We start from the raw sequence: 21,728 nt of genomic DNA, 5'->3' as shown, positions 1-21,728 counted from the left end.
TTGATCATCTTCCTGGGCGCGCTCGCGCTGGGCCGACTGTCGATTCGCAGCGCCCGCGACATCCGTTATGCGCAGCGCTCGACGATCGCCCCATCCGAGCCCGCGGCGGAGCCGGTGGCCTCTGATGACGTGACGGAAATCCAACCGACCAACGAGGTGCACGAGCGGCGGCACCGTCCGTGGGACGCCATGTTCGGCCGGCGGGACCGGCTCGCCCACCGCTAAGGAGGCATCAGCGCACTCGTCAGGCAAGATGTCGTAGTGCGCTTCGTCCAACGGCTCTACCAGCTGCTGGCGCGCGTGATGTCGCTGCGCATCATCGTGATCGTCGCGGCGCTTTCGGTGGTCGGGCTGGTCATCACGCTGGGCGCATGGGTCTGGTTCGGCGTGACCAACGACCAGTACAGCCAGCTCGATCGCCGCCTGGACTCTGTCAGCAGCCTCGGCGACTTCAGCTCGCTGCTGCGGAACTCGGACAATCCGGGCCTCGACCAGCCCGGACCGAACAGCGAGCTGGTGCGCACCGCCCGCGTCGGCGGCATCACGGTGTCGGTTCCGAAGGACATAGTGCTGCCGAAGTTCGAGAGCGGTTACGAAAGTACGACGATCGGCGGCGTCGAATACCGCGTCCGGACGTTCACCGCGGGCCAGGCCTCGATCGCGGTCGGTGCGCCGCTGGCCGAAACGCAGCGGCGGATCGACGAACTCCACCGGCGGGTGCTGCTGATCTGCAGCGGGGTAATCATCGGGACCGTCGTGGTCGCGTCGGTGTTGTGGCTGGTCATGATCAACCCGTTCCGCGTGCTCGCCCAGCAGGCCCGAGTCATCAACGCGCAGTCCAAGCCGGACGAAGTGAAGGTGCGTGGTGTGCAGGAGGCCGTCGAGATCGCCGAGGCGGTCGAGGGAATGCTCGCCCGCATCGGCGACGAACAGCAGCGCACCAGGGCCGCCCTGGAATCGGCGCGGGACTTCGCAGCGGTCGCCTCACACGAACTGCGCACGCCGCTGACCGCTATGCGGACCAACCTGGAAGTGCTGTCCACCCTCGACCTCCCCGACGAGCAGCGCAAGGAAGTCATCGCCGACGTCATCCGTACCCAGAGCCGCATCGAGGCCACGCTGTCGGCGCTGGAGCGGCTGGCGCAGGGCGAGCTGACCACCGTCGCCGATTTCGTGCCGGTCGACATCACCGAACTGCTGGACCGGGCCGCCCACGACGCCATGCGCAACTATCCCAACCTGAACGTGTCGCTAGCGTCGTCGACGACGGTGCTGATCGTCGGAATGCCCGCGGGGCTGCGGCTGGTCATCGACAACGCGATCGCCAACGCGGTCAAGCACGGGGGAGCCACCGAAATCCGCTTGGCCGCAATCAGTTCCGCCGACGGTGTCGAGATCACCATCGACGACAACGGCGTCGGGGTTCCCGACGATGAGCGGTCGGCCGTGTTCGACCGGTTCTCGCGCGGATCGACCGCCGCACGGTCGGGCTCCGGCCTCGGCCTGGCGCTCGTGGCTCAGCAGGCCGACATCCACGGCGGCACAGCCAGACTGGAGACCAGTCCCTTGGGCGGCGCTCGTCTACTGCTGCGGCTGCCGCCGCCGAGCTGACGCCTATAGGTCGGCGAGGACGAGCGCCAGGACGTCGAGGCCCTCGAGGAGCAGCTCGTCGCTGATCGTCAACGGCGGCAGGAACCGCAGCACGTTGCCGAACGTCCCGCACGTCAGCACGATCACGCCCGCGCTGTGACAGCCGACCGCCACCTCCATCGTGAGCTCACCGTCGGGCTCAATGCTGCCGGGCTTGACGATCTCCATCGCGATCATGGCGCCGCGGCCCCGGACGTCGCCGATGCGGTCGTCCTCGGCCTGCATCCGGTGCAGCCGGTCCTTCATGATCTTTTCGATCTCGCCAGCCCGCGCCACCATGTCCTCGGCCTGGATGGTGTCGATGGTGGCCAGCGCGGCCGCGCACGCGACGGGGTTTCCGCCGTAGGTGCCGCCGAGCCCGCTGACGTGCGGGGCGTCCATGATGTCGGCGCGCCCCGTCACGGCCGACAGCGGAAGACCGTCGGCGATTCCTTTGGCGGTCACGATCAGGTCGGGCTCGATGTCCTCGTGCTCGCAGGCGAACATCGCGCCGGTGCGCGCGAACCCCGTCTGTACCTCATCGGCGATGAACACCACGCCGTTGTCCCGGCACCACTGGAGCAAGGCGGGCAGGAATCCGTCGGCGGGCACGATGAAACCGCCCTCGCCCTGGATCGGCTCGATGATGACCGCGGCCAGGTTGTCGGCGCCGACCTGCTTCTCGATGACGCCGACCGCGCGGCGGGCGGCGACTTCACCGTCGGTGGCCATCTCCTTGCCGAACTCCGCGTCGCGAAACGGGTAGGACAGCGGCGCGCGGTAGATCTCCGGTGCGAACGGGCCGAAGCCGTGCTTGTACGGCATCGACTTCGCGGTCAACGCCATGGTCAGGTTGGTGCGGCCGTGATAAGCGTGGTCGAAGGACACCACCGCCTGCTTGCGGGTGTACGTCCTGGCGATCTTGATAGCATTCTCCACCGCTTCAGAGCCCGAATTGAACAGCGCAGAGCGCTTCTCGAAGCCGCCGGGAGTCAGCCGGTTGAGCGCCTCGGCGACCGCGATGTACTCCTCGTACGGCGTGATCATGAAGCAGGTGTGGGTGAAGTCGGCGACCTGGGCGCGCACCGCGTCGATGACGCGCGGCGAAGCGTTGCCGATCGTGGTGACCGCGATGCCTGAGCCGAGGTCGATGAAGCGGTTGCCGTCGACGTCTTCGACGATGCCGCCGCCCGCCCGCGCGGCATACACTCCCATAGTGTTTCCGATACCACGGGAGACCGCCGCGAGCTTGCGGTCGATCAGCGCCTTCGACCGTGGACCGGGAATGCTGGTGGCCAGATAGCGGCTCTGCTCCACGGTGCTCACGCCGTCTGAGCGTAGTCCTGGAATGCGGGGCCGCTCGGCCTTCAACTGCCGCAATGGCACACTGGTCACCTAGAACGGCCCCGAGTTTTCCGATTGGTCCGGGCCCACATCGCACGAACGACATGAAAGACAGTTGCTGCCATGGAATTGGTCACCCTGCTACCCCTGCTCATCGTTCTGGGCGCCTTTATGTTCTTCGCCTCGCGGCGGCAGAAGAAAGCGATGCAGGCCACCATCGACCTGCACAACTCCTTGCAGGTCGGCGACCAGGTGCACACCACGTCCGGCCTGAAGGGCGAGATCACCGCGATCACCGACGACTACGTCGATCTCAAGATCGCCGAAGGCGTGGTGACGACGTGGATGAAGCTGGCCATCCGGGACCGCATCGAGCCCGACGACGAGTACGACGAGGATGACGCCGGCGAGCCGGAATCGACGGCGACCGAGATCACCGATAGCAGCGAACAGAACCGACTCACCTGACAACTGACGGTCGGCAACTCAACACGTACCCTTTGCGGTGCTGACGACCTGACCTCGAGGAGACCGAAGAAACGTGGCATCGCCTTCGACGCCGGTGCACCCTGCCCGCTACCTGGCAGTCTTCCTGGCGCTGCTGGTCGGGGTGTACCTGCTGGTGTTCCTGACCGGAGACAAGCAGGCCAAACCGAAACTGGGTATCGACCTGCAGGGCGGCACCAGGGTCACCCTGACCGCCCGCACGCCGGATGGCTCGCGGCCCACTCAGGACGCGCTGAACCAGGCGAAGGAGATCATCTCTTCGCGCGTCAACGGCCTCGGTGTGTCCGGCTCTGAGGTGGTGATCGACGGCGACAACCTGGTGATCACCGTGCCCGGTAACGAGGGCAACGAGGCCCGCAACCTCGGTCAGACCGCGCGGCTGTACATCCGCCCGGTGATCCATGTGATCGAGGCGCAACAGCCGCAACAGCCCGAGGAGGCCGGCCCGACGCCGGCCGGCCCGCCTGCCGGAGGGCCCGGCGCACCGCCGGAACAACCGCTGCCGGCCGAGCAGCCTGCACCGCCGGCCCCGCAGCCCGCGCCGCCGGCCCCACAGCCGCGCCCGTATCCCGAGGCCCCGCCGCCGGGCCCAACCCCTTCTCCGGGCCCCGCGCCCCAGCCGCAGGAGAACAATAAGGACCTCGCGCAACGCATCGCCGACGAGAAGGCGCTGCGGCAGAGCACCGAACAGCAGATCCAGATTCTGGCGTTGCAGTTCCAAGCCACGAGATGCAATGAGGACGACGTCCTGGCAGGCAACGATGATCCGAACCTGCCGCTGGTGACGTGCTCGACCGACCACTCTCAGGTCTATCTGCTGGACAAGTCGATCATCAGCGGCGAGCAGATCAAGAACGCCAGTTCCGGCATGGACACCCAGCGCAGCGAGTACGTCGTACAGCTGGAGTTCAAGCCAGACGCGGCCAACGTGTGGGCCGACTTCACCGCCTCCCACGTCGGCACGCAGACCGCCTTCACCCTTGACTCGCAGGTCGTCAGCGCCCCCGAGATCCAGGAGGCGATCCCTGGCGGCAACACCCAGATCACTGGACACTTCAACGCACAGAAGGCCAAGGAACTGGCCAACGTGCTGAAGTACGGCTCGTTGCCGCTGTCGTTCGAGTCTTCAGAAGCCGAAACCGTCTCGGCCACACTGGGTTTGACCTCGCTTCGGGCCGGCCTGATCGCGGGCGCCATCGGTCTGGCGCTGGTGCTGATCTATTCGCTGTTGTACTACCGGGTGCTGGGACTGTTGACGGCGCTATCGCTGATCGCCTCCGGCGCAATGGTTTTCGCGATCCTCGTCCTGCTCGGCAGATACATCAACTACACCCTGGACCTGGCCGGCATCGCGGGTCTGATCATCGGTATCGGCACCACTGCCGACTCGTTCGTGGTGTTCTTCGAACGCATCAAAGACGAGATACGTGAAGGCAAGACGTTCCGGTCGGCGGTGCCCCGGGGCTGGAAACGTGCACGCAAGACGATCATCTCCGGCAATGCCGTGACCTTCCTCGCCGCGGTCGTGCTCTACATCCTGGCGGTCGGCCAGGTCAAGGGATTCGCGTTCACGTTGGGCCTGACCACGATCCTCGACGTCGTGGTGGTCTTCCTAGTGACCTGGCCGTTGGTGTTCCTGGCGTCGAAATCGCCAACGCTGGCCAAGCCCGCGTTCAACGGTCTCGGCGCCGTGCAGCAGGTCGCGCGTGAGCGCCGAGTGTCCGCAGCGACGGGACGGGGATAGCCGATGGCCAAGCGCACCTCAGATGTGACCGAATCCCGCGCCGTGGAGGCGCCGGCCCTGGAGAGTTCCGCGGCCGACGTCCCCAGGCACGGCTTCTTCGTCAGGCTCTACACCGGTACCGGCGCCTTCGAGGTCATCGGCAGGCGCAAGCTCTGGTACGCCGTCAGCGGTGCCATCGTCGCGGTTTGCCTGGCGAGCATGATCCTGCGTGGTTTCACCTTCGGCATCGACTTCGAGGGCGGCACCAAGGTGTCCATGCCCGCCGCGGGTGTCACCACCGAACGCGTCGAGGCGGTGTTCAGCCAGGCGCTGGGCAAGGACGCCGAATCGGTCGTAGTGGTCGGCAACGGTCCGTCGGCGACCGTGCAGATCCGGTCCGAAGCGCTCAACAACGACGAGACGACCAAGCTGCGCGACGCGTTGTTCGACGCCTTCCAGCCCAAGGGTCTCGACGGTAAGCCCAGCAAGCAGGCGATCAGCGACTCGGCGGTGTCGGAGACCTGGGGCGGCCAGATCACGAAGAAGGCGTTCATCGCTCTGATCGTCTTCCTGGTGCTCGCCGCTATCTACATCACCGTGCGTTACGAGCGCTACATGGCGCTGGCCGCCATGGCGACGCTGGTTTTCGACCTGGTGGTCACCGCCGGCGTGTATTCGCTGGTCGGATTCGAGGTCACGCCTGCGACGGTGATCGGCCTGCTGACGATTCTCGGCTTCTCGCTGTATGACACCGTCATCGTGTTCGACAAGGTCGAGGAGAACACCCACGGCTTCCAGCACACCACCCGTCGCACGTTCGCCGAACAGGCCAACCTCGCGATCAACCAAACCTTCATGCGGTCGATCAACACCAGCCTCATCTCGGTGCTGCCGATCATCTCGCTGATGGTGGTGGCGGTGTGGTTGCTGGGCGTCGGCACGCTGAAGGACCTCGCCCTCGTCCAGCTCGTCGGCGTCATCGTCGGCACCTACTCGTCGATCTTCTTCGCCACACCTCTGCTCGTGAGTCTGCGGGAACGCACCGAGCTCGTGCGCACCCATACCCGGCGGGTGCTCAACCGCCGCAAGCCCGAAAAGTCGCGAGCGGCCGCCGAAGCGGCCGAGGCCGACGCGGACGTCGACGACGGCAAGGACGGCAAGGACGGCAAGGACGGCAAGGACCACAAGGAAACCGTCGCGGCCACCACGGCAGCGCCGTCGACGACGACGGCCAAGCACTCGGCCGCCGAGAAACCCGCCCCAGGGGCGCGGCCCATCCGGCCCAACAGCAGCAGAACCGGACGGCCCTCGGGTAAGCGGAATACCCGGCGGCGGTAGCCCCACCCATGTCGGCTCGCTTGCGGATGACAGCTGCCGCGGTGACAGCCGCGCTGGCCTGTGCGATGGGCGTGTCGTCCTGTTCCGGCAACCCGGCCGGTGAGATCACCTACACCGTCGATGGCACGTTGACGACGTACAACACCAACACCATCGCCGGGGCGGCGTCAGGCGGCCCGCAGGCGTTCGCGCGCGTGCTGACCGGCTTCAACTACCACGGTCCCGATGGCCAGATCGTCGGCGACCACGACTTCGGCACCATCGCCGTCGTCGGCCGCGCTCCCTTGATCCTCGACTACGTGATCAGCGACAACGCCGTCTACTCGGACGGTAAGCCGGTTACCTGCGACGACCTGGTGCTGGCCTGGGCGGCGCAGTCGGGCCGGTTCCCGGCTTTCGAAGCGGCCAGTCAGGCCGGTTACCGCGAGATCGCCACCGTCGACTGCGCGTCGGGCCAGAAACGGGCGCGGGTGTCGTTCGCGCCCGATCGTGGCGTGGTCGACTACGGCCAGCTGTTCTCCGCCACCTCGCTGATGCCGGCCCACGTCCTGTCCGACGAACTCGGCGTCGACGTCACCGGCGCGATCATCAACAACGACGGTCCGGCCATCGACCGCATCGCCCAGGCGTGGAACAGCACCTGGAACCTCACACCCAAACTCGACCTGAAGCACTTCCCGTCATCGGGTCCCTACAAGATCGAATCGGTCGGCGACGACGGTGCTGTAGTGCTCGTCGCCAACGACAAGTGGTGGGGCGCAAAACCGGTCACCCACAAGGTCATCGTCAGGCCGCGCGGCGCCGACGTCCAGGACCGGCTCAACAACGGCACGGTCGACGTGGTCGACGTCGCCACCGGTTCCTCGGGTGTGCTCAACATGCCCGAGGGCTACACCCGGGACGACAGCCCGTCGGCGGGCATCGAGCAGCTGATCTTCGCCGCCCAGGGGCCGCTGGCCGCACCGCCCGCCCGTCGCGCGCTGGCGCTGTGCACGCCGCGCGACGTGATCGCCCGCAACGCGGAGGCGCCGATCGCCAACACCCGTCTCAACCCGGTGACCGAGGAGGCGGTCGGCAGCGGGGAAGCGGTCGGGGCTGAACAGTTCGTCGCCTCCAACCCCGGCGCGGCCCGCGAGGCGCTGGGCAATCAACCGTTGCAGGTGCGCATCGGGTACCAGACGCCCAACGCGCGGCTGGCCGCGACGGTCGGCGCGATCGCCAAGGCGTGCGCGCCCGCCGGCATCACCGTGCAGGACGTCGCCTCCGACACCACCGGCCCGCTGACGTTGCGCAACAACGAGATCGACGTGCTGCTGTCCAGCACCGGCGGCGCCACCGGAAGCGGTTCGACGGGCTCGTCGGCGATGGACGCCTACGCCCTGCACACCGGCAACGGGAACAACCTGTCGGGCTATTCGAACCCGCGCATCGACGGCATCATCGACGGGCTCGCGGTGACCGCCGACCCGAAGGAGATCGGCAACCTGCTCGGCGAGGCCGGGCCCATGCTGTGGGCCGACCTGCCGACGCTGCCGCTGTATCGGCAGCAGCGAACCCTGATCACATCGAAGAACATGTATGCCGTCAGCAGCAATCCGACGCGCTGGGGTGCGGGGTGGAACATGGACCGTTGGGTGTTGGACGAGTGAACCACGCCGAAGTCCGGGCGGTCATCGAGTCGCTCACCCGCGAGGTCGCCGATTTCCCCGAACCCGGAGTCCAGTTCAAGGACCTGACGCCGGTGCTGGCCGATCCGCGCGGGCTCGCGGTGGTGACCGGCGCGCTCGCCGAGATCGCCGCAGACGCCGATCTGGTGGCCGGCGTCGACGCGCGCGGCTTTCTGGTCGGCGGTGCGGTCGCCAACAAGCTGGGCATCGGCGTCCTGGCCGTGCGCAAGGCGGGCAAGTTGCCGCCGCCGGTGTACAGCGAGACCTACGACCTGGAGTACGGGACGGCGACGCTGGAGATCCCTGCCGACGGCATCGACCTGACCGGGCGCAACGTCGTGGTCATCGACGACGTGCTGGCCACCGGCGGAACGCTTGCGGCCACGTCGCGGTTGCTCGCCAGGGCGGGCGCACACGTCACCGCGGCTGCGGTGGTACTGGAGATCCCCGCTCTCGGGGGTCGCGACCTGCTCGAACCGCTGCCGGTCGCCAGCTTGCACTCCATCTGAAGGATATCCTCGAAGTCTGGCGGGCGAGGAGGTGACGATGGCCGAAGAACAAGGCACAGCGGCGGCCGTAGAGCCACCACCGGTGTCCCAGGAGGTGCCCGAGGCCGCGCCGCCCGCCACCACCGACACCGCGAAGACCTCGACCTCGCGGCGCGTCCGCGCCCGCCTCGCGCGGCGCATGACGTCGCAGCGCAGCGCCGTGAACCCGGTGCTCGAGCCGCTCGTCGCCGTCCACCGCCAGTTCTTTGCAAAGGCCGATCTTTCGCTGCTGCAACGGGCCTATGAGGTTGCCGAGCAGCGCCACGCCGACCAACTGCGCCGCTCGGGTGACCCCTACATCACCCATCCGCTCGCGGTGGCCAACATCTTGGCCGAGCTCGGCATGGACACCACGACGCTGGTGGCCGCGCTGCTCCACGACACCGTCGAGGACACCGGCTACACGCTTGAGGCGCTGACCAACGACTTCGGCGACGAGGTCGGGCATCTGGTCGACGGCGTCACCAAGCTGGACCGTGTCGTGCTGGGCACCGCCGCCGAGGGCGAAACCATCCGCAAGATGATCATCGCGATGGCCCGTGATCCGCGCGTGCTGGTGATCAAGGTCGCCGACCGGCTGCACAACATGCGCACTATGCGGTTCCTGCCGCCGGAGAAGCAGGCCCGCAAAGCCCGCGAAACCCTGGAAGTCATCGCGCCACTTGCCCATCGGCTCGGCATGGCGACGGTCAAGTGGGAGCTAGAGGATCTGGCGTTCGCCATCCTGCATCCGAAGAAATACGAAGAGATCGTGCGCCTGGTGGCCGACAGGGCGCCCTCGCGCGACACGTATCTGGCCAAGGTGCGGTCGGAAATCAGTGCCACACTGGCGAAGTCGAAGATCACCGCCACGGTCGAGGGCCGGCCGAAGCACTACTGGTCGATCTATCAGAAGATGATCGTCAAGGGCCGCGACTTCGACGACATCCACGACCTCGTCGGTATCCGCATCCTGTGTGACCAGATCCGCGACTGCTATGCCGCCGTGGGCGTCGTGCATTCGCTGTGGCAGCCGATGGCCGGCCGGTTCAAGGACTACATCGCCCAACCGCGCTACGGGGTGTACCAGTCGCTGCACACCACGGTGGTCGGCCCGGAGGGCAAACCGCTGGAGGTGCAAATCCGCACCAACGACATGCACGGCACCGCCGAATACGGCATTGCGGCGCATTGGCGCTACAAAGAAGCCAAGGGCCGCAACGGAGTACCGTCGGGCCACACCGCCGCCGAAATCGACGAGATGGCCTGGATGCGTCAACTTCTCGACTGGCAGCGGGAAGCCGCGGACCCGGGCGAGTTCCTCGAGTCGCTGCGCTACGACCTTGCCGTGCAGGAGATCTTCGTGTTCACGCCGAAGGGCGACGTGATCACGCTGCCGACGGGGTCGACACCGGTGGACTTCGCCTACGCAGTCCACACCGAGGTCGGCCACCGCTGCATCGGGGCGCGTGTCAACGGCAGGCTCGTCGCACTGGAGCGCAAGCTCGAAAACGGCGAAGTTGTCGAGGTTTTCACATCCAAGGCTCCCAATGCCGGGCCGTCACGGGACTGGCAGCAGTTCGTGGTATCCCCCCGCGCGAAGGCCAAGATCCGGCAGTGGTTCGCCAAGGAGCGTCGCGAGGAAGCCCTGGAGTCTGGTAAGGACGCCATCGCGCGCGAGGTGCGCCGCGGTGGACTTCCCTTGCAGCGCTTGATGAATGCCGAAGCGGTGGCTGCCCTGGCGCGCGAGCTGCGGTACGCCGACGTGTCAGCCCTCTACACCGCCGTCGGTGAGGGCCATATCTCGGCGCGCCACGTCGTGCAACGCCTGGTGGCACAGCTCGGCGGCGACGACGAGGCAGCCGACGAGCTGGCGGAGCGGTCCACCCCCGCGACCATGCCGGTGCGTCACCGCAGCAACGACGACGTCGGCGTCGCGGTGCCCGGCGCTCCGGGTGTGTTGACCAAGCTGGCCAAGTGCTGCACGCCGGTGCCCGGGGACAACATCATGGGTTTCGTCACCCGCGGCGGCGGTGTCAGCGTGCACCGCACCGACTGCACGAACGCGTCGTCGCTGCAGCAGCAGTCCGAGCGCATCATCGACGTGAAGTGGGCGCCGTCGCCGTCGTCGGTGTTCCTGGTCGCGATTCAGGTCGAGGCGCTCGACCGGCACCGGCTGCTGTCCGACGTGACGCGCGTGCTGGCCGACGAGAAGGTCAACATTCTTTCGGCGTCGGTCACCACATCCAACGACCGGGTGGCGATCAGCCGGTTCACGTTCGAGATGGGCGATCCCAAGCACCTCGGCCACGTGCTCAACGTGGTGCGCAATGTCGAAGGCGTCTACGACGTCTACCGCGTCACGAGCGCCGCCTGAACGCCACCGCACCTTTGGCTCAGTTGTGAATCTGACGACGGTTCGGCGGATTTCGTCGTCATTTGACAATCGGTGCGTGGACGGGATCAGTCCAGCCGGATCGACTTGATCGTCACGTCCATCGCCGGCTTGCCGTCGTCGCCGCCACGGTCGACACCCGCGGCGGCGACCTTGTCCAGCGTGGCCAGCCCGGTGGCGTCGATCGTGCCGAACGCGGTGTAGGTCGGCGGCAGCATCGAGTCGGCGTAGACGAGGAAAAACTGGCTGCCATTGGTACCCGAGCCGGCATTGGCCATCGCCAGCGTGCCGCGCGGGTACGTCACCGGTGTCTTCAAGGCAGGGTCCGAAAGCCGGTACTGGTTGGTCGGGTACTCGTTGTTGAAGCGGTAGCCGGGCCCGCCAGTACCCGTACCCGACGGGTCGCCGCACTGCAACACACCCAGCTGCGGCGACGTGGTCAGCCGATGACACGTGGTGTCATCGAAGTAGCCCTGCTGGGACAGGCTGGCGAAGCTGTTGACCGTGCACGGCGCCTTGCCGTTGTCCAGCTGCAAACCGATGTTGCCCCGGTTGGTCGAGACGCTGGCGCTGACCTTCACCGGGTCCGTCGGCACCCTGCCGCTGCGCGGAGGCGTGTTCGGCTTGCTCGCCCGCTCGGCGGTCGTCGGATACGCGCAGTCGGCCCCGAGATTCGGCGGCGGTTCGAACTCAGGCAGCCCGTCATCGGGTGCGGGCGCCGCGGTAATGCCCGCATCGAAGCGGGACTCGTCGTTGAGCTCGCGGGCCACCGCGGCCGTGAACAGCACGGCGGCGATCAGCACGATGATCGACCCGATCGTCACCAGGTAGCTGATCACCAGGCCAGCCACCGCCAGCCCGTGGCCCTCCTCGCCGGTGCGCTTGATCTGCGACAGCGAGATGTGGCCGAACACGATGCCCAGCGGGGCGAACACGAACGCGCAGATGAGCGACGCGATCGCCATGCCGTTCGTGGGGCGTGGCGGCGGATACCCGTAGGGGTCATAAGGCGGGGGCGGATACGCGCCGTAAGGCCTGGTCATAGGTTCGTCATCGGGCTCAGTCCAACCCGATGGACTTCACCTGGACCGGCTGCGCCGGTTTACCGTCCGGCGCGCCACCTTCGACGCCGGCCGCGGCGATTTTGTCGAGCGTCGCCAGACCGGTGTCGTCGATCTTGCCGAACACCGTGTAGTTCGGCGGCAGCTGCGAATCCTTGTAGACCAGGAAGAACTGGCTGCCGTTGGTGCCGGGGCCGGCGTTGGCCATCGCCAGCGTGCCCCGCGGATACGTCACCGGTTCCTGCAGCTTCGGATCGTCGGGCTGGAACTGGTTGGTCGGGTACTCGTTGGCGAACTGGTAACCGGGACCGCCGCTGCCCGTACCGGTGGGGTCGCCGCACTGCAGCACCGACAGGCCCGGCGAGGTGGTCAGCCGATGGCAGGCGGTGTCATTGAAGTAGCCCTGCTGGGCCAGGCTGGCGAAGCTGTTGACCGTGCACGGCGACTTCGCGTTGTCGAGCTGGATGCCGATGTTGCCCTGGTTGGTTGTCATGCTGACGCTGACCTGGGCGGGGTCGGTGGGCACCTTGCCGGTCCGCGGCGGCTTGTTCGGCTTGCTGGCCGGCTGAGCCGCCGGGTACTGGCAGTCGGCGCCGAGATCGGCGGGTGGTTTGAAGGCGGGCAGCTGGCCCTCAGCCGCCGGCGGCTGCGCGGTCGAGGAGGCACTGGTCGGGGTGGCGTTGTCCGCCGCGGCGGTGGTGTCGGAGTCTTTGCGCGTCAGCAGGTAGGCGGTCACGCCTGCGACAACGACGACGACGGCAAGGACTGAGCCGATGATCGTGTACAGGCGGCGCCGGCGTTCCGCCGCGGCCCGTCGCTCCAGTTGTCGCTCGAGTTTGCGCTTCGCTGTCGCCCGCCGCTGTTCGTTGGTCGGCACCGCCGTGGTCCTCCTTGTGAGCTCGTCGATCCGCAACGAGTGTGCCAGCAGTAGCTGAGCGCAGGCCAAGAGACCCGCCAGCGGTTCGGGATGGGAAACTGGCCACGTGTTGATCACCGGATTTCCGGCCGGCATGTTGGCCTGCAACTGCTATGTGCTGGCCCGACGTCCCGGAACGGACGCGATCGTCGTCGACCCGGGACAGCGGGCCATGGCGCCGCTGCGCCGGATCCTCGACGAACACCGGCTCACCCCGGCCGCGGTGCTGTTGACCCACGGCCACATCGACCACATCTGGTCGGCGCAGAAGGTCGCCGACACCTACGGCTGCCCCGCCTACATCCACCCCGACGACCGGTTCATGCTGTCCGATCCCATCAAGGGGTTCGGGCGGGGTTTGATCGGGGGTCTCGCCCGATCTGCGGTCGGTGCGCTGTTCCGCGAACCTCGGCAGGTGGTCGAACTCGACCGCGACGGCGACAAGCTCGACGTGGGCGACTACGACAGCATCACAGTCACCATCGATCACACACCGGGACACACGCGCGGTTCTGTGGTGTTCCGCGTCGACGGCGACGACAGCCAGGTCGTCTTCACCGGCGACACCCTGTTCCGTCAGTCCGTCGGCCGTACCGACCTGCCCGGCGGCAGTGGCCGCGACCTCCTCGGCTCGATCATGACAAAACTGATGGTGCTCGACGACGACACCGTGGTACTACCGGGGCACGGCGACAAGTCGACCATCGGCTTTGAACGCCGCGCCAACCCTTTCCTCGAAGGCCTGACCCTGTGACGACCCCGTTCCAAGCTCCCAAGGGCGTGCCCGACTATCTGCCGCCGGACTCTGCGCAGTTCGTCGCCGTGCGCGACGGTCTGCTGACGGCCGCGCGCCGCGCCGGCTACGCCGACGTCGAACTGCCGATCTTCGAGGACACGGCGCTGTTCGCCCGCGGCGTCGGGGAGTCCACCGACGTCGTCAGCAAAGAGATGTACACCTTCGCCGACCGCGGCGACCGGTCGGTGACGCTGCGCCCCGAGGGCACCGCGGGGGTGATCCGCGCGGTGATCGAACACGGCCTCGACCGGGGCGCGCTGCCGGTCAAACTCTGCTATGCGGGGCCGTTCTTCCGCTATGAGCGTCCGCAGGCCGGCCGCTACCGACAGCTGCAGCAGGTCGGGATCGAAGCGATCGGCGTCGACGATCCGATGCTCGACGCCGAGGTGATCGCGGTCGCCGACGCCGGCTTCCGATCACTCGGGCTCGACGGCTTCCGGTTGGAGGTCACGTCCCTTGGCGACGACAGCTGTCGGCCGCAGTACCGGGAACTGTTGCAGGACTTCCTGTTCAAGCTCGACCTCGACGACGAGACCCGCCGTCGCGCCGAACTCAACCCCCTGCGGGTGCTCGACGACAAGCGGCCCCACATCAAGGAGATGACTGCCGACGCGCCGGTCATGTTGGACCACCTGTCCGATTCGGCCAAGCAGCACTTCGACAGCGTGCTGGCCCACCTCGACGCGATGGGCGTGGCGTATGTGATCAACCCGCGGATGGTACGCGGGCTGGACTACTACACGAAGACCACGTTCGAGTTCGTCCACGACGGGCTCGGCGCCCAGTCGGGCATCGGGGGCGGCGGGCGCTACGACGGGCTGATGGCTCAGCTCGGTGGCAAAGATCTGTCGGGCATCGGGTTCGGCCTCGGGGTGGACCGTACGCTGCTGGCGTTGAAGGCCGAAGGCAAGACGGCTCAGACGGCGAACCGGGTCGACGTGTTCGGCGTGCCCCTCGGTGACCAGGCCAAGACGCAGTTGTCGGTGCTGGCGGCGCAGCTACGGGCGGCGGGTGTGCGGGTCGACCTGGCCTACGGCAAGAGCGGGATGAAGAGCGCCATGAAGGCCGCCGACCGTTCGGGTGCATCGATTGCGCTGGTGGCGGGTGACCGCGACATCGAAGCCGGCACGGTCGGCGTGAAGGACCTGGCGACCGGTGAGCAAATCGACGTAGCGCGCGACGAGGTGCTGGGCGACGTGCTGGCCCGCCTCGGCCATTTGTGAACACGAGTGTTGACAGCCGCTGAACCGGCCCTAATGTGTACATAGTGGCTGCGCCGGTACTCGACGATGTGACATCGGAACATGACGATCTGCGCGACATGGTCCGCGCGCTGGTAACCAAACACCTTGCACTCGCCGACCTGCGCAGCGTCGATGCCGCAACCGCCCGCCAAGCCGGGTGGACTCAGCTCGCCGAGCTCGGCCTGCTCGGCATCGCGGTGCCCGAGCATTACGGCGGTGGCGGCGCAGGTCTGCCGGAACTGGCGATCGTGTGCGAGGAACTGGCCCGCGAGTTGGTGGCAGCGCCCTATTTCGCCACGGCCGCCGTGGCCGCCGAGACGCTTCTGGCGACCGGCGACGGCGACGCGTGCGAGGAGTTTCTGCCGCGGTTGGCCGCCGGCGAACTCACCGCGACCCTGGCTCTGTCACATGCCAGCGGCAGCTGCACCGACGGGTGGCGGCTGAGCGGTGAGCTCTGCCATGTCATCGACGGTGCCGATGCCGACCTGCTGCTTGTCGTTGCCGAGACCGACTCCGGTGTGGGGCTTTTCGTCGTCACCGAAGCCGAGGGCGTCGAACGGCAACGGTTGCAGACGCTTGACACCACGCGGCCGCTGGCCAACATCCGGTTGACAGACGCCCCGGCCCGCGTCCTGGGCTCGCCGGATGAAAGGGACCACATCCTGGATCGAGTGCGTCCGCGCATACACGCCCTGCTGGCCGTGGAGCAGGCGGTGCTCGCCGAGCACACGGTCGAACGGACCCGGCGGTACATGCTGGACCGCCGACAGTTCGGCAGGCAGATCGGCGCGTTCCAGGCGCTCAAGCATCGGCTCGCCGATGCAGCGGTGCGGGCCGAATTGGCTTCCAGCAGTGCCTGGTACGCGATCCGACAGGTCGCACACGGCAGGGATGACGGCCCCTTCGCCGCGACGGTGGCAGCCGCGGCGTCCGGTGAAGCTGCCCTGCACAACGCCGCCGAGATGATCCAGCTGCACGGCGGCATCGGCTACACGTGGGAACACGACGCGCACCTCTACCTGCGACGCGCCAAGGCCAATCAGCACCTGTTCGGCACCCCGTCGGCACATCGCGACCGGCTCGGCGCGTGGGTCGCCGAAAGCCTCGTCGCACCAATGGAATCCGAGCCACAGGATCAGTTGACGCCCGCGGTCGCCGAGGTGCGCGAGTGGCTGGCGGCCAACCTCACCGACGACGTGACCTCCGACGTCGGCCCTGCGCCCGCGGGCAAGAAGTACACCCCGACCCGGCAGGACTGGTACCGGCGCCTGGGAGAAGCGGGCTGGGCGACCCCGACGTGGCCCGTCGAATACGGCGGCCTCGGAATGGGCCGAGATGAGGGCGGTGCCGTGATCGAGGAGCTGAAACGCCGCGGCGTTGACCGTCCCGAGGAGGACTTCGTCGGCGTCTGGCTGGCAGGCCCGACGATCCTGCAGTGGGGCGATGACCGACAGCGCGGCTATTTTCTGCCGCCGCTCACGCTGGGCGAGCACCGCTGGTGCCAGTTGTTCAGCGAGCCCGGCGCCGGATCAGACCTGGCGTCGTTGTCCACCTCGGCGGTGCCGATCGACGGCGACCGCTGGCTGGTCAACGGGCAGAAGATCTGGAGTTCGTTCGCCGACGCCGCCGACTACGGGCTGCTTCTGGCGCGCACCGATCCCGACCTGCCCAAGCACGACGGCCTGACGTACTTCCTGTTGGACATGCGCACGCCGGGCGTCGAAGTCCGTCCCCTGCGCCAGATGACCGGCGACGCGGAGTTCAACGAGGTCTTCCTCACCGACGTCGTGGTCCCCGACTCGGCTCGCCTGGGCCCTCGCGGCGAAGGATGGAAGGTCGCCATCAGCACGCTGATGCAGGAACGCAACAGCCTGACCGGGCCACCGGTCGTCGGTCCCGGCGTCGCCGACCAACTCATCGGTGAAGCTGTCGACAGCGATGCGTGGCGCGACTTCGACATCCGGGATCGGTTGCAGCGCATGCTGATCGACGAACGGTGCCTGCAGTCTGCGACACTGCGCGCCAGCACCGCAGCGGGCCGCAACCCCGGTGCCATCGATTCAATCCGCAAATTGGTCAGCGCCGATTTGCATGAGCGCGCCGGCCGTATCCGCGTCGACCTCGCACCCGACCTCACGCTGGGCTGGCCCGAGGACGCCGAAATGCCCGCGGGCACACGGTCTTTCCTCGAAATGAAGAAGTTCTGCATCGCGGGCGGGACGTCGGAGATCCAGCGCAACATCATCGCCGAACGGGTTCTCGGGCTGCCCCGCGACGTCGACCCCGACCGCACCAAACCGTTCGTTGGAAGGAACAGATAACCGATGCTGACGGGCGAACAGTACAAGCAGTCATTGCACGACGGCCGACGGATCTATCAGGACGGCAAGCTGATCGACGACCTCGATACCGACCCGCTGCTGGCGCCTGCGCTCAACGCCGTCGCCGCAGGCTACGACCAGTACTACCGCCCCGATCCGGACGCCACCAACCCGCTGGTGGAGGCGCCGCGCAGCGTCGCCGAGCTGCGTGAGCGGGTGCCCATCCTCACCGAGATGGACCTGCTGCTCAACGTCACCTACCAGTCGTTGATGACCCTCGTCGTCGCCGCCGCCCGCCTCGCCGACCATCCCGAGTTCGTCCAACGCATCAACGACTACGTCGAACAGGCCCGCCGCGACGACATCCGTATCGCGGAGTGCATCACCGACTCGAAGGGCGACCGCAGCAAACCGCCTGCGGCGCAAGGGGATTTAGACCAATACGTGCGCGTGGTCGAGCGTCGCGGCAGCGGCGTGGTGATCCGCGGCGCCAAGCTGCACATCAGCGCGGCCCCGTTCGCCCATCACCTCATGGTGATGCCAACCAAATCGATGAAGCCGGGGGAGGAGGACTACGCGATCGCCTGCGCGGTCCCCGTCAACGCTCCCGGCGTGCACATCATCAGCCGCACCGTGGCGGCGCGGGGTGGCGACGAGCGTGACCACCCGGTCAGCACGAGCCGCAGCATGCCCGACGGGTTCGTGATCTTCGACGACGTGTTCGTGCCGACTGAAAACGTCTTCCTTGACGGTGTCGCCGCGCAGGCGGGCGTCTTCGCGCACTCGCTCGGGTTGTGGGAGCGGCTCGGCGGAACGGCCGTCATGGTGGAGCAGGCCGACGAAATGGTCGGCCTGGCGCAGCTCATCGCCGAGGCCAACGGCACCGCCCGCATCTCGCACATCCGCGAGAAGATCGACGAGATGATGATCCACGCCACCAACTTGCGCGCGGGCATGGAGGCGGCGATCAGCAATGCGCACGTCACGCCGGAGGGCTACTACTACCCCGACGATCTCTACACCAACGCCACGAAGTATCTCGGCGCGGCGAACTTCAACCTGATGGTTCGCCACCTGCACGACATCGCCGGCGGCGGGATCATCACGACCCCGTCGATGGCCGATCTTGACAATCCCGACATCGGCCCGCAGCTGCGCAAGTACCTCGCCGGGTCGCCCGACGTCCCGGGCGAGACGCGCGCCAAGCTGTTTCACGCCATCCGCGACAGCACCGCGGATTCCTACGGCGGCTGGCACCTGGTCACCAATGTGCAGTCCGGCGGTGGATTGTTCGCGCAGCGCCTGGTCACCCGCAAGCACTACGACATGGAGCGCGCCAAGCAGCTGGGCCGCCGAGCAGCCGGCCTTGTGTGAACGTGAACGTAGACGTAGATTCGACGCATGCGCTTTGGTGTCTTCATAGCTCCGTATCACATGATCGGCGACAACCCGACGCTCGCCCTGGAACGCGATATCGCGCTGGTTGAGGCGGTCGAAGGCCTCGGCTACGAGGAGACGTGGTTCGGCGAGCACCACTCAGGAGGCACCGAGATCATCGCCTCACCGGAGCTGATGATCGCCACAGCGGCCGCCAAGACCAAGCGGATCCGGCTCGGAACCGGGGTGGCTTCGCTGCCGTACCACCATCCGTTCATGTTCGCCGACCGGATGGTGCTGCTCGACCACCTCACCCGAGGGCGCCTGATCGTCGGCGTCGGCCCGGGGGCGCTGCCCGGCGATGCGTACATGATGGGCATCGAGACGACGCGCCAGCGCGACATGATGACCGAGTCGCTCGACGCGGTCATGGCGCTATGGCGTGACGAGGAGCCGGTCAACCGCGAGACCGACTGGTTCACGCTGCGCGACGCGCGGCTGCAGATGCGGCCCTACAGCCGGCCCGGCATCGAGGTCAGTGTCGCGGTGACCGCGTCGCCGTCGGGACCGGTGGCCGCGGGCAAGTTCGGCGTAGGGCTGTTGTCCATCGCGGCCACCCAGAGGAAGGCGTTCGACGCGCTGGCCCGAAACTGGCGCACCGCACAGGATTCCGCCGCCCAGCACGGCACCACCGTGAACCGTGACAAATGGCGGCTGTGCGGGCCCATGCACATCGCCGAGACCGAAGAGCAGGCCCGTCGCGATGTCGAGAAGGGCCTGGCGCAATGGGTCGATTACTTCCAGAACGTGGGTGCGATCCCGATCCTTGGTGACTTCGACCCCGGCGACGACATCATCGGGGCGGTCAACGAGACCGGCGTAGGGGTGATCGGCACGCCCGACATGGCGATCGAGCAGCTGCGCCGCCTGCTGGAGAAGTCGGGCGGGTTCGGCACCTACCTGCTGATGGCGCACGAATGGGCCAACAGGGAAGCGACTTTGCGCTCCTACGAGCTGATCAGCCGGTACGTCATGCCGGTCTTCCAGGACACGCTGGAACCGTTGGAACGCAGCCGCGACTGGACGATCTTTCACCGCCAGCAGTTGATGGGCAACATCTACAGCGCCGTCGCCGGCGCTACGCAGAAATTTCTGGAGGAGCGCGACGCCCGCAGACTCGCCGAAGTGGAAGCCTTACGCGCCGCACAGTGACCGACTTCGGCGTTCTGCTCTTTCCCAACGTAGCGTGGCCAACGCTGGTCGAGCGCGCGCAGCAGGCCGAAAACCTCGGCTTCCGCAGCCTGTGGATCGACGACCACGGCGTTAACCCCGCCGCGCCGCAAGCTAGTTGGTTGGAAGCGTTCACCACGCTGGCGGGATTGGCCACCTGCACCAGCCGAATCCTGCTCGGCCCGTTGGTATCCAACGTGATTTTGCGGCATCCGGCGATGCTGGCGCGTCAGGCCGCGAGCATCGAGGCCATGTCCGGTGGACGGCTGCAGCTGGGCATCGGGGCCGGCTACGCACCGACCGATCACGAGATGGTCGGTGAACCGGTGTGGTCGGTCCGCGAACGCAGCCAGCGCTTCGCCGAGGCCGTTGGGCTGCTCGATGCACTGACGAGGGGTGAGTGCGTCGAGCATGCCGGCGACTGGTACCAGGCGCACGACGTGCGCATCCGGCCGCGGCCGGTGCAACGTCCGCGACCGCCACTGTGCATCGCCGCGCACAGCCGCTCGAGCTTGAAACTCGTTGCGCAGTACGGGGATATCTGGAGCTCGTTCGGCGGGTGGGGGCTGTCGTCGGATGAGCTGATCGCGGTGACGAAGGCGCGGGCGGCAGCGCTCGACGGGTTCTGCGAGGATATCGGCCGTGACCCGGCCACCATTCGTCGCCAGATCCTGGCCGGAAATCCTGCGACCACGCCCGATCCGATCTGGTCCTCGGTGGACGCGTTCGATACCTGGGTGGGCAGGTGGCACGACGTCGGTATCGACGAGATCGTGCTGTACTTCCCGCCCGGGGTGCTCTACGAGCCTGCGGCGATCGACTCCGCTGTACTGGAACACCTCACCGCGATGCTGTCCAGCTAGGTGATCAGCGCGCCGCCGTCGACCGCGAGCGTCGCCCCGCTGATGAAGGAGGACGCCGGGCTGGCGAGGAACAACACCGCGGCGGCCACCTCGTCGGGCTCGCCGAGCCGACCGGCGGGCACCTTGGTGGCGACGAAGTCGTCGTTGAAACCCTCGGGCGTGTGCTCGGTCAGGCCTGAAGACAAGAACCCCGGCGCCACCGCGTTGACCCGAATTCCCTTGCGGCCGGTCCACTGTCGCGCCAGATCGCGGGTGAGCCCGAGCAGGCCCGCCTTGCTGGACACGTAGCCGGCCTGGGGAAGAGAGGTCGTCGTCATGCCGAGGATGCTGGCGATCATCACGACGGCCGACCCCGGCGTCATCACCCGACCGCACGCCTGTGTCATCCAGTAGGCGCCCATCAGGTTCACTTCCAGCGTGCGGCGGTACTGCGCCGGATCCTCCCGCGTCGCCGGGGCGACGGTGCCCACGCCGGCGTTGTTCACGAGTACGTCCACGCCGCCGAGATCGTCGACGATCCGGCTCACCACCGACCCGCACGCGTCGACATCGGCGACGTCCACGCGAAACGCCGTGGCCTCGATGCCGTCGTGCCGCAGGGCATCACAGCGTGCCTGAACATCGTGTATGCGTCTGCCCGCCAACGCGATCCGCGCACCGGACTCACCGAGCGTGCGGGCGATCGCCAGGCCGAGCTCCGAGGTGGCACCGGTGACGACGGCGACCTTCCCGTCGAGCCGCAACCGGTCGCCGACGGGACCCGTCGCGGCGTGTGACAGCGTCACGACCG

17 protein-coding genes and 1 pseudogene are annotated in these 21,728 nt (G+C 67.3%); 14 read left to right on the top strand and 4 right to left on the bottom strand.

Going from position 1 to position 21,728, the window contains the following annotated elements; all coding sequences use genetic code 11:
- A pseudogene (locus A5651_RS04000) lies at positions 1–225 on the top strand (hypothetical protein); the annotation flags it as partial.
- Between the two features lie 78 nt (positions 226–303).
- On the top strand, positions 304–1,611 hold the full coding sequence (locus A5651_RS03995) for a sensor histidine kinase KdpD (protein WP_082943578.1): 1,308 nt from the start codon (positions 304–306) through the stop codon (positions 1,609–1,611).
- Positions 1,612–1,614: 3 nt separating this feature from the next.
- Here A5651_RS03995 and gabT read toward each other — a convergent pair whose 3' ends face one another.
- Positions 1,615–2,955, bottom strand: coding sequence for a 4-aminobutyrate--2-oxoglutarate transaminase (gene gabT / locus A5651_RS03990; RefSeq protein WP_066975787.1), 1,341 nt, complete (start codon positions 2,953–2,955; stop codon positions 1,615–1,617).
- Positions 2,956–3,096: 141 nt separating this feature from the next.
- Between gabT and yajC the strand changes: the two genes are divergently transcribed.
- The 6 genes from yajC (at position 3,097) to A5651_RS03960 (ending at position 11,112) form a co-directional block, all read left to right on the top strand.
- Positions 3,097–3,441: a preprotein translocase subunit YajC gene (gene yajC / locus A5651_RS03985; RefSeq protein WP_066975785.1), complete on the top strand. Its 345-nt coding sequence runs from the start codon at positions 3,097–3,099 to the stop codon at positions 3,439–3,441.
- Positions 3,442–3,514: 73 nt separating this feature from the next.
- Positions 3,515–5,224, top strand: a complete 1,710-nt coding sequence (gene secD, locus A5651_RS03980) for a protein translocase subunit SecD (protein WP_066975783.1) — start codon at positions 3,515–3,517, stop codon at positions 5,222–5,224.
- Positions 5,225–5,227: 3 nt separating this feature from the next.
- The gene (gene secF, locus A5651_RS03975; protein ID WP_066975781.1) at positions 5,228–6,541 is read left to right on the top strand and encodes a protein translocase subunit SecF; all 1,314 of its coding nucleotides are present in this window, start codon (positions 5,228–5,230) and stop codon (positions 6,539–6,541) included.
- 8 nt (positions 6,542–6,549) lie between these two features.
- Positions 6,550–8,190, top strand: a complete 1,641-nt coding sequence (locus A5651_RS03970) for an ABC transporter substrate-binding protein (RefSeq protein WP_066975779.1) — start codon at positions 6,550–6,552, stop codon at positions 8,188–8,190.
- Positions 8,187–8,717 (top strand): adenine phosphoribosyltransferase, encoded by a 531-nt coding sequence (locus tag A5651_RS03965; RefSeq protein ID WP_066975777.1) that lies wholly within the window; start codon positions 8,187–8,189, stop codon positions 8,715–8,717. Before A5651_RS03970 ends, A5651_RS03965 begins: the two co-directional genes overlap by 4 nt.
- A gap of 37 nt (positions 8,718–8,754) precedes the next feature.
- Positions 8,755–11,112, top strand: coding sequence for a bifunctional (p)ppGpp synthetase/guanosine-3',5'-bis(diphosphate) 3'-pyrophosphohydrolase (locus A5651_RS03960; protein WP_066975775.1), 2,358 nt, complete (start codon positions 8,755–8,757; stop codon positions 11,110–11,112).
- 86 nt (positions 11,113–11,198) lie between these two features.
- On the opposite strand, the gene A5651_RS03955 is transcribed toward A5651_RS03960, so the two are convergent.
- Both A5651_RS03955 and A5651_RS03950 read right to left on the bottom strand, forming a co-directional pair.
- Positions 11,199–12,173, bottom strand: a complete 975-nt coding sequence (locus A5651_RS03955) for a peptidylprolyl isomerase (protein WP_066975773.1) — start codon at positions 12,171–12,173, stop codon at positions 11,199–11,201.
- Positions 12,174–12,189: 16 nt separating this feature from the next.
- Positions 12,190–13,068: a peptidylprolyl isomerase gene (locus A5651_RS03950; RefSeq protein ID WP_066975810.1), complete on the bottom strand. Its 879-nt coding sequence runs from the start codon at positions 13,066–13,068 to the stop codon at positions 12,190–12,192.
- Positions 13,069–13,174: 106 nt separating this feature from the next.
- Here A5651_RS03950 and A5651_RS03945 point away from each other — a divergent pair, with 106 nt between their 5' ends.
- The 6 genes from A5651_RS03945 to A5651_RS03920 are packed head-to-tail and all read left to right on the top strand — an operon-like array spanning position 13,175 to position 20,938.
- Complete coding sequence (locus A5651_RS03945) at positions 13,175–13,861, top strand: MBL fold metallo-hydrolase (protein ID WP_066975770.1); 687 nt, start codon at positions 13,175–13,177, stop codon at positions 13,859–13,861.
- Positions 13,858–15,126: a histidine--tRNA ligase gene (gene hisS / locus A5651_RS03940; RefSeq protein WP_066975768.1), complete on the top strand. Its 1,269-nt coding sequence runs from the start codon at positions 13,858–13,860 to the stop codon at positions 15,124–15,126. Before A5651_RS03945 ends, hisS begins: the two co-directional genes overlap by 4 nt.
- A 44-nt stretch (positions 15,127–15,170) precedes the next feature.
- Positions 15,171–17,468 (top strand): acyl-CoA dehydrogenase, encoded by a 2,298-nt coding sequence (locus A5651_RS03935; RefSeq protein ID WP_082943575.1) that lies wholly within the window; start codon positions 15,171–15,173, stop codon positions 17,466–17,468.
- A 3-nt stretch (positions 17,469–17,471) separates the two neighbouring features.
- The gene (locus A5651_RS03930; RefSeq protein WP_066975766.1) at positions 17,472–18,842 is read left to right on the top strand and encodes a 4-hydroxyphenylacetate 3-hydroxylase N-terminal domain-containing protein; all 1,371 of its coding nucleotides are present in this window, start codon (positions 17,472–17,474) and stop codon (positions 18,840–18,842) included.
- Between the two features lie 27 nt (positions 18,843–18,869).
- A complete protein-coding gene (locus A5651_RS03925; protein ID WP_066975764.1) occupies positions 18,870–20,057 on the top strand; it encodes an LLM class flavin-dependent oxidoreductase in 1,188 nt (395 codons plus the stop codon).
- Positions 20,054–20,938, top strand: a complete 885-nt coding sequence (locus A5651_RS03920) for an LLM class flavin-dependent oxidoreductase (RefSeq protein WP_066975762.1) — start codon at positions 20,054–20,056, stop codon at positions 20,936–20,938. The genes A5651_RS03925 and A5651_RS03920 overlap by 4 nt, the downstream gene beginning before the upstream one ends.
- On the opposite strand, the gene A5651_RS03915 is transcribed toward A5651_RS03920, so the two are convergent.
- Entirely contained in the window at positions 20,935–21,723 is a 789-nt protein-coding gene (locus tag A5651_RS03915; RefSeq protein WP_066975760.1) for an SDR family NAD(P)-dependent oxidoreductase, read from the bottom strand. The genes A5651_RS03920 and A5651_RS03915 overlap by 4 nt on opposite strands.
- Between the last annotated feature and the right edge of the window lie 5 nt (positions 21,724–21,728).

The organism is Mycobacterium sp. 1274761.0 (genome assembly GCF_001668615.1).
In the GTDB taxonomy this organism is placed as follows: domain Bacteria; phylum Actinomycetota; class Actinomycetes; order Mycobacteriales; family Mycobacteriaceae; genus Mycobacterium.
Note: the sequence above shows the minus strand (reverse complement) of the source record. Positions and strands in the feature narration are given on the sequence as shown.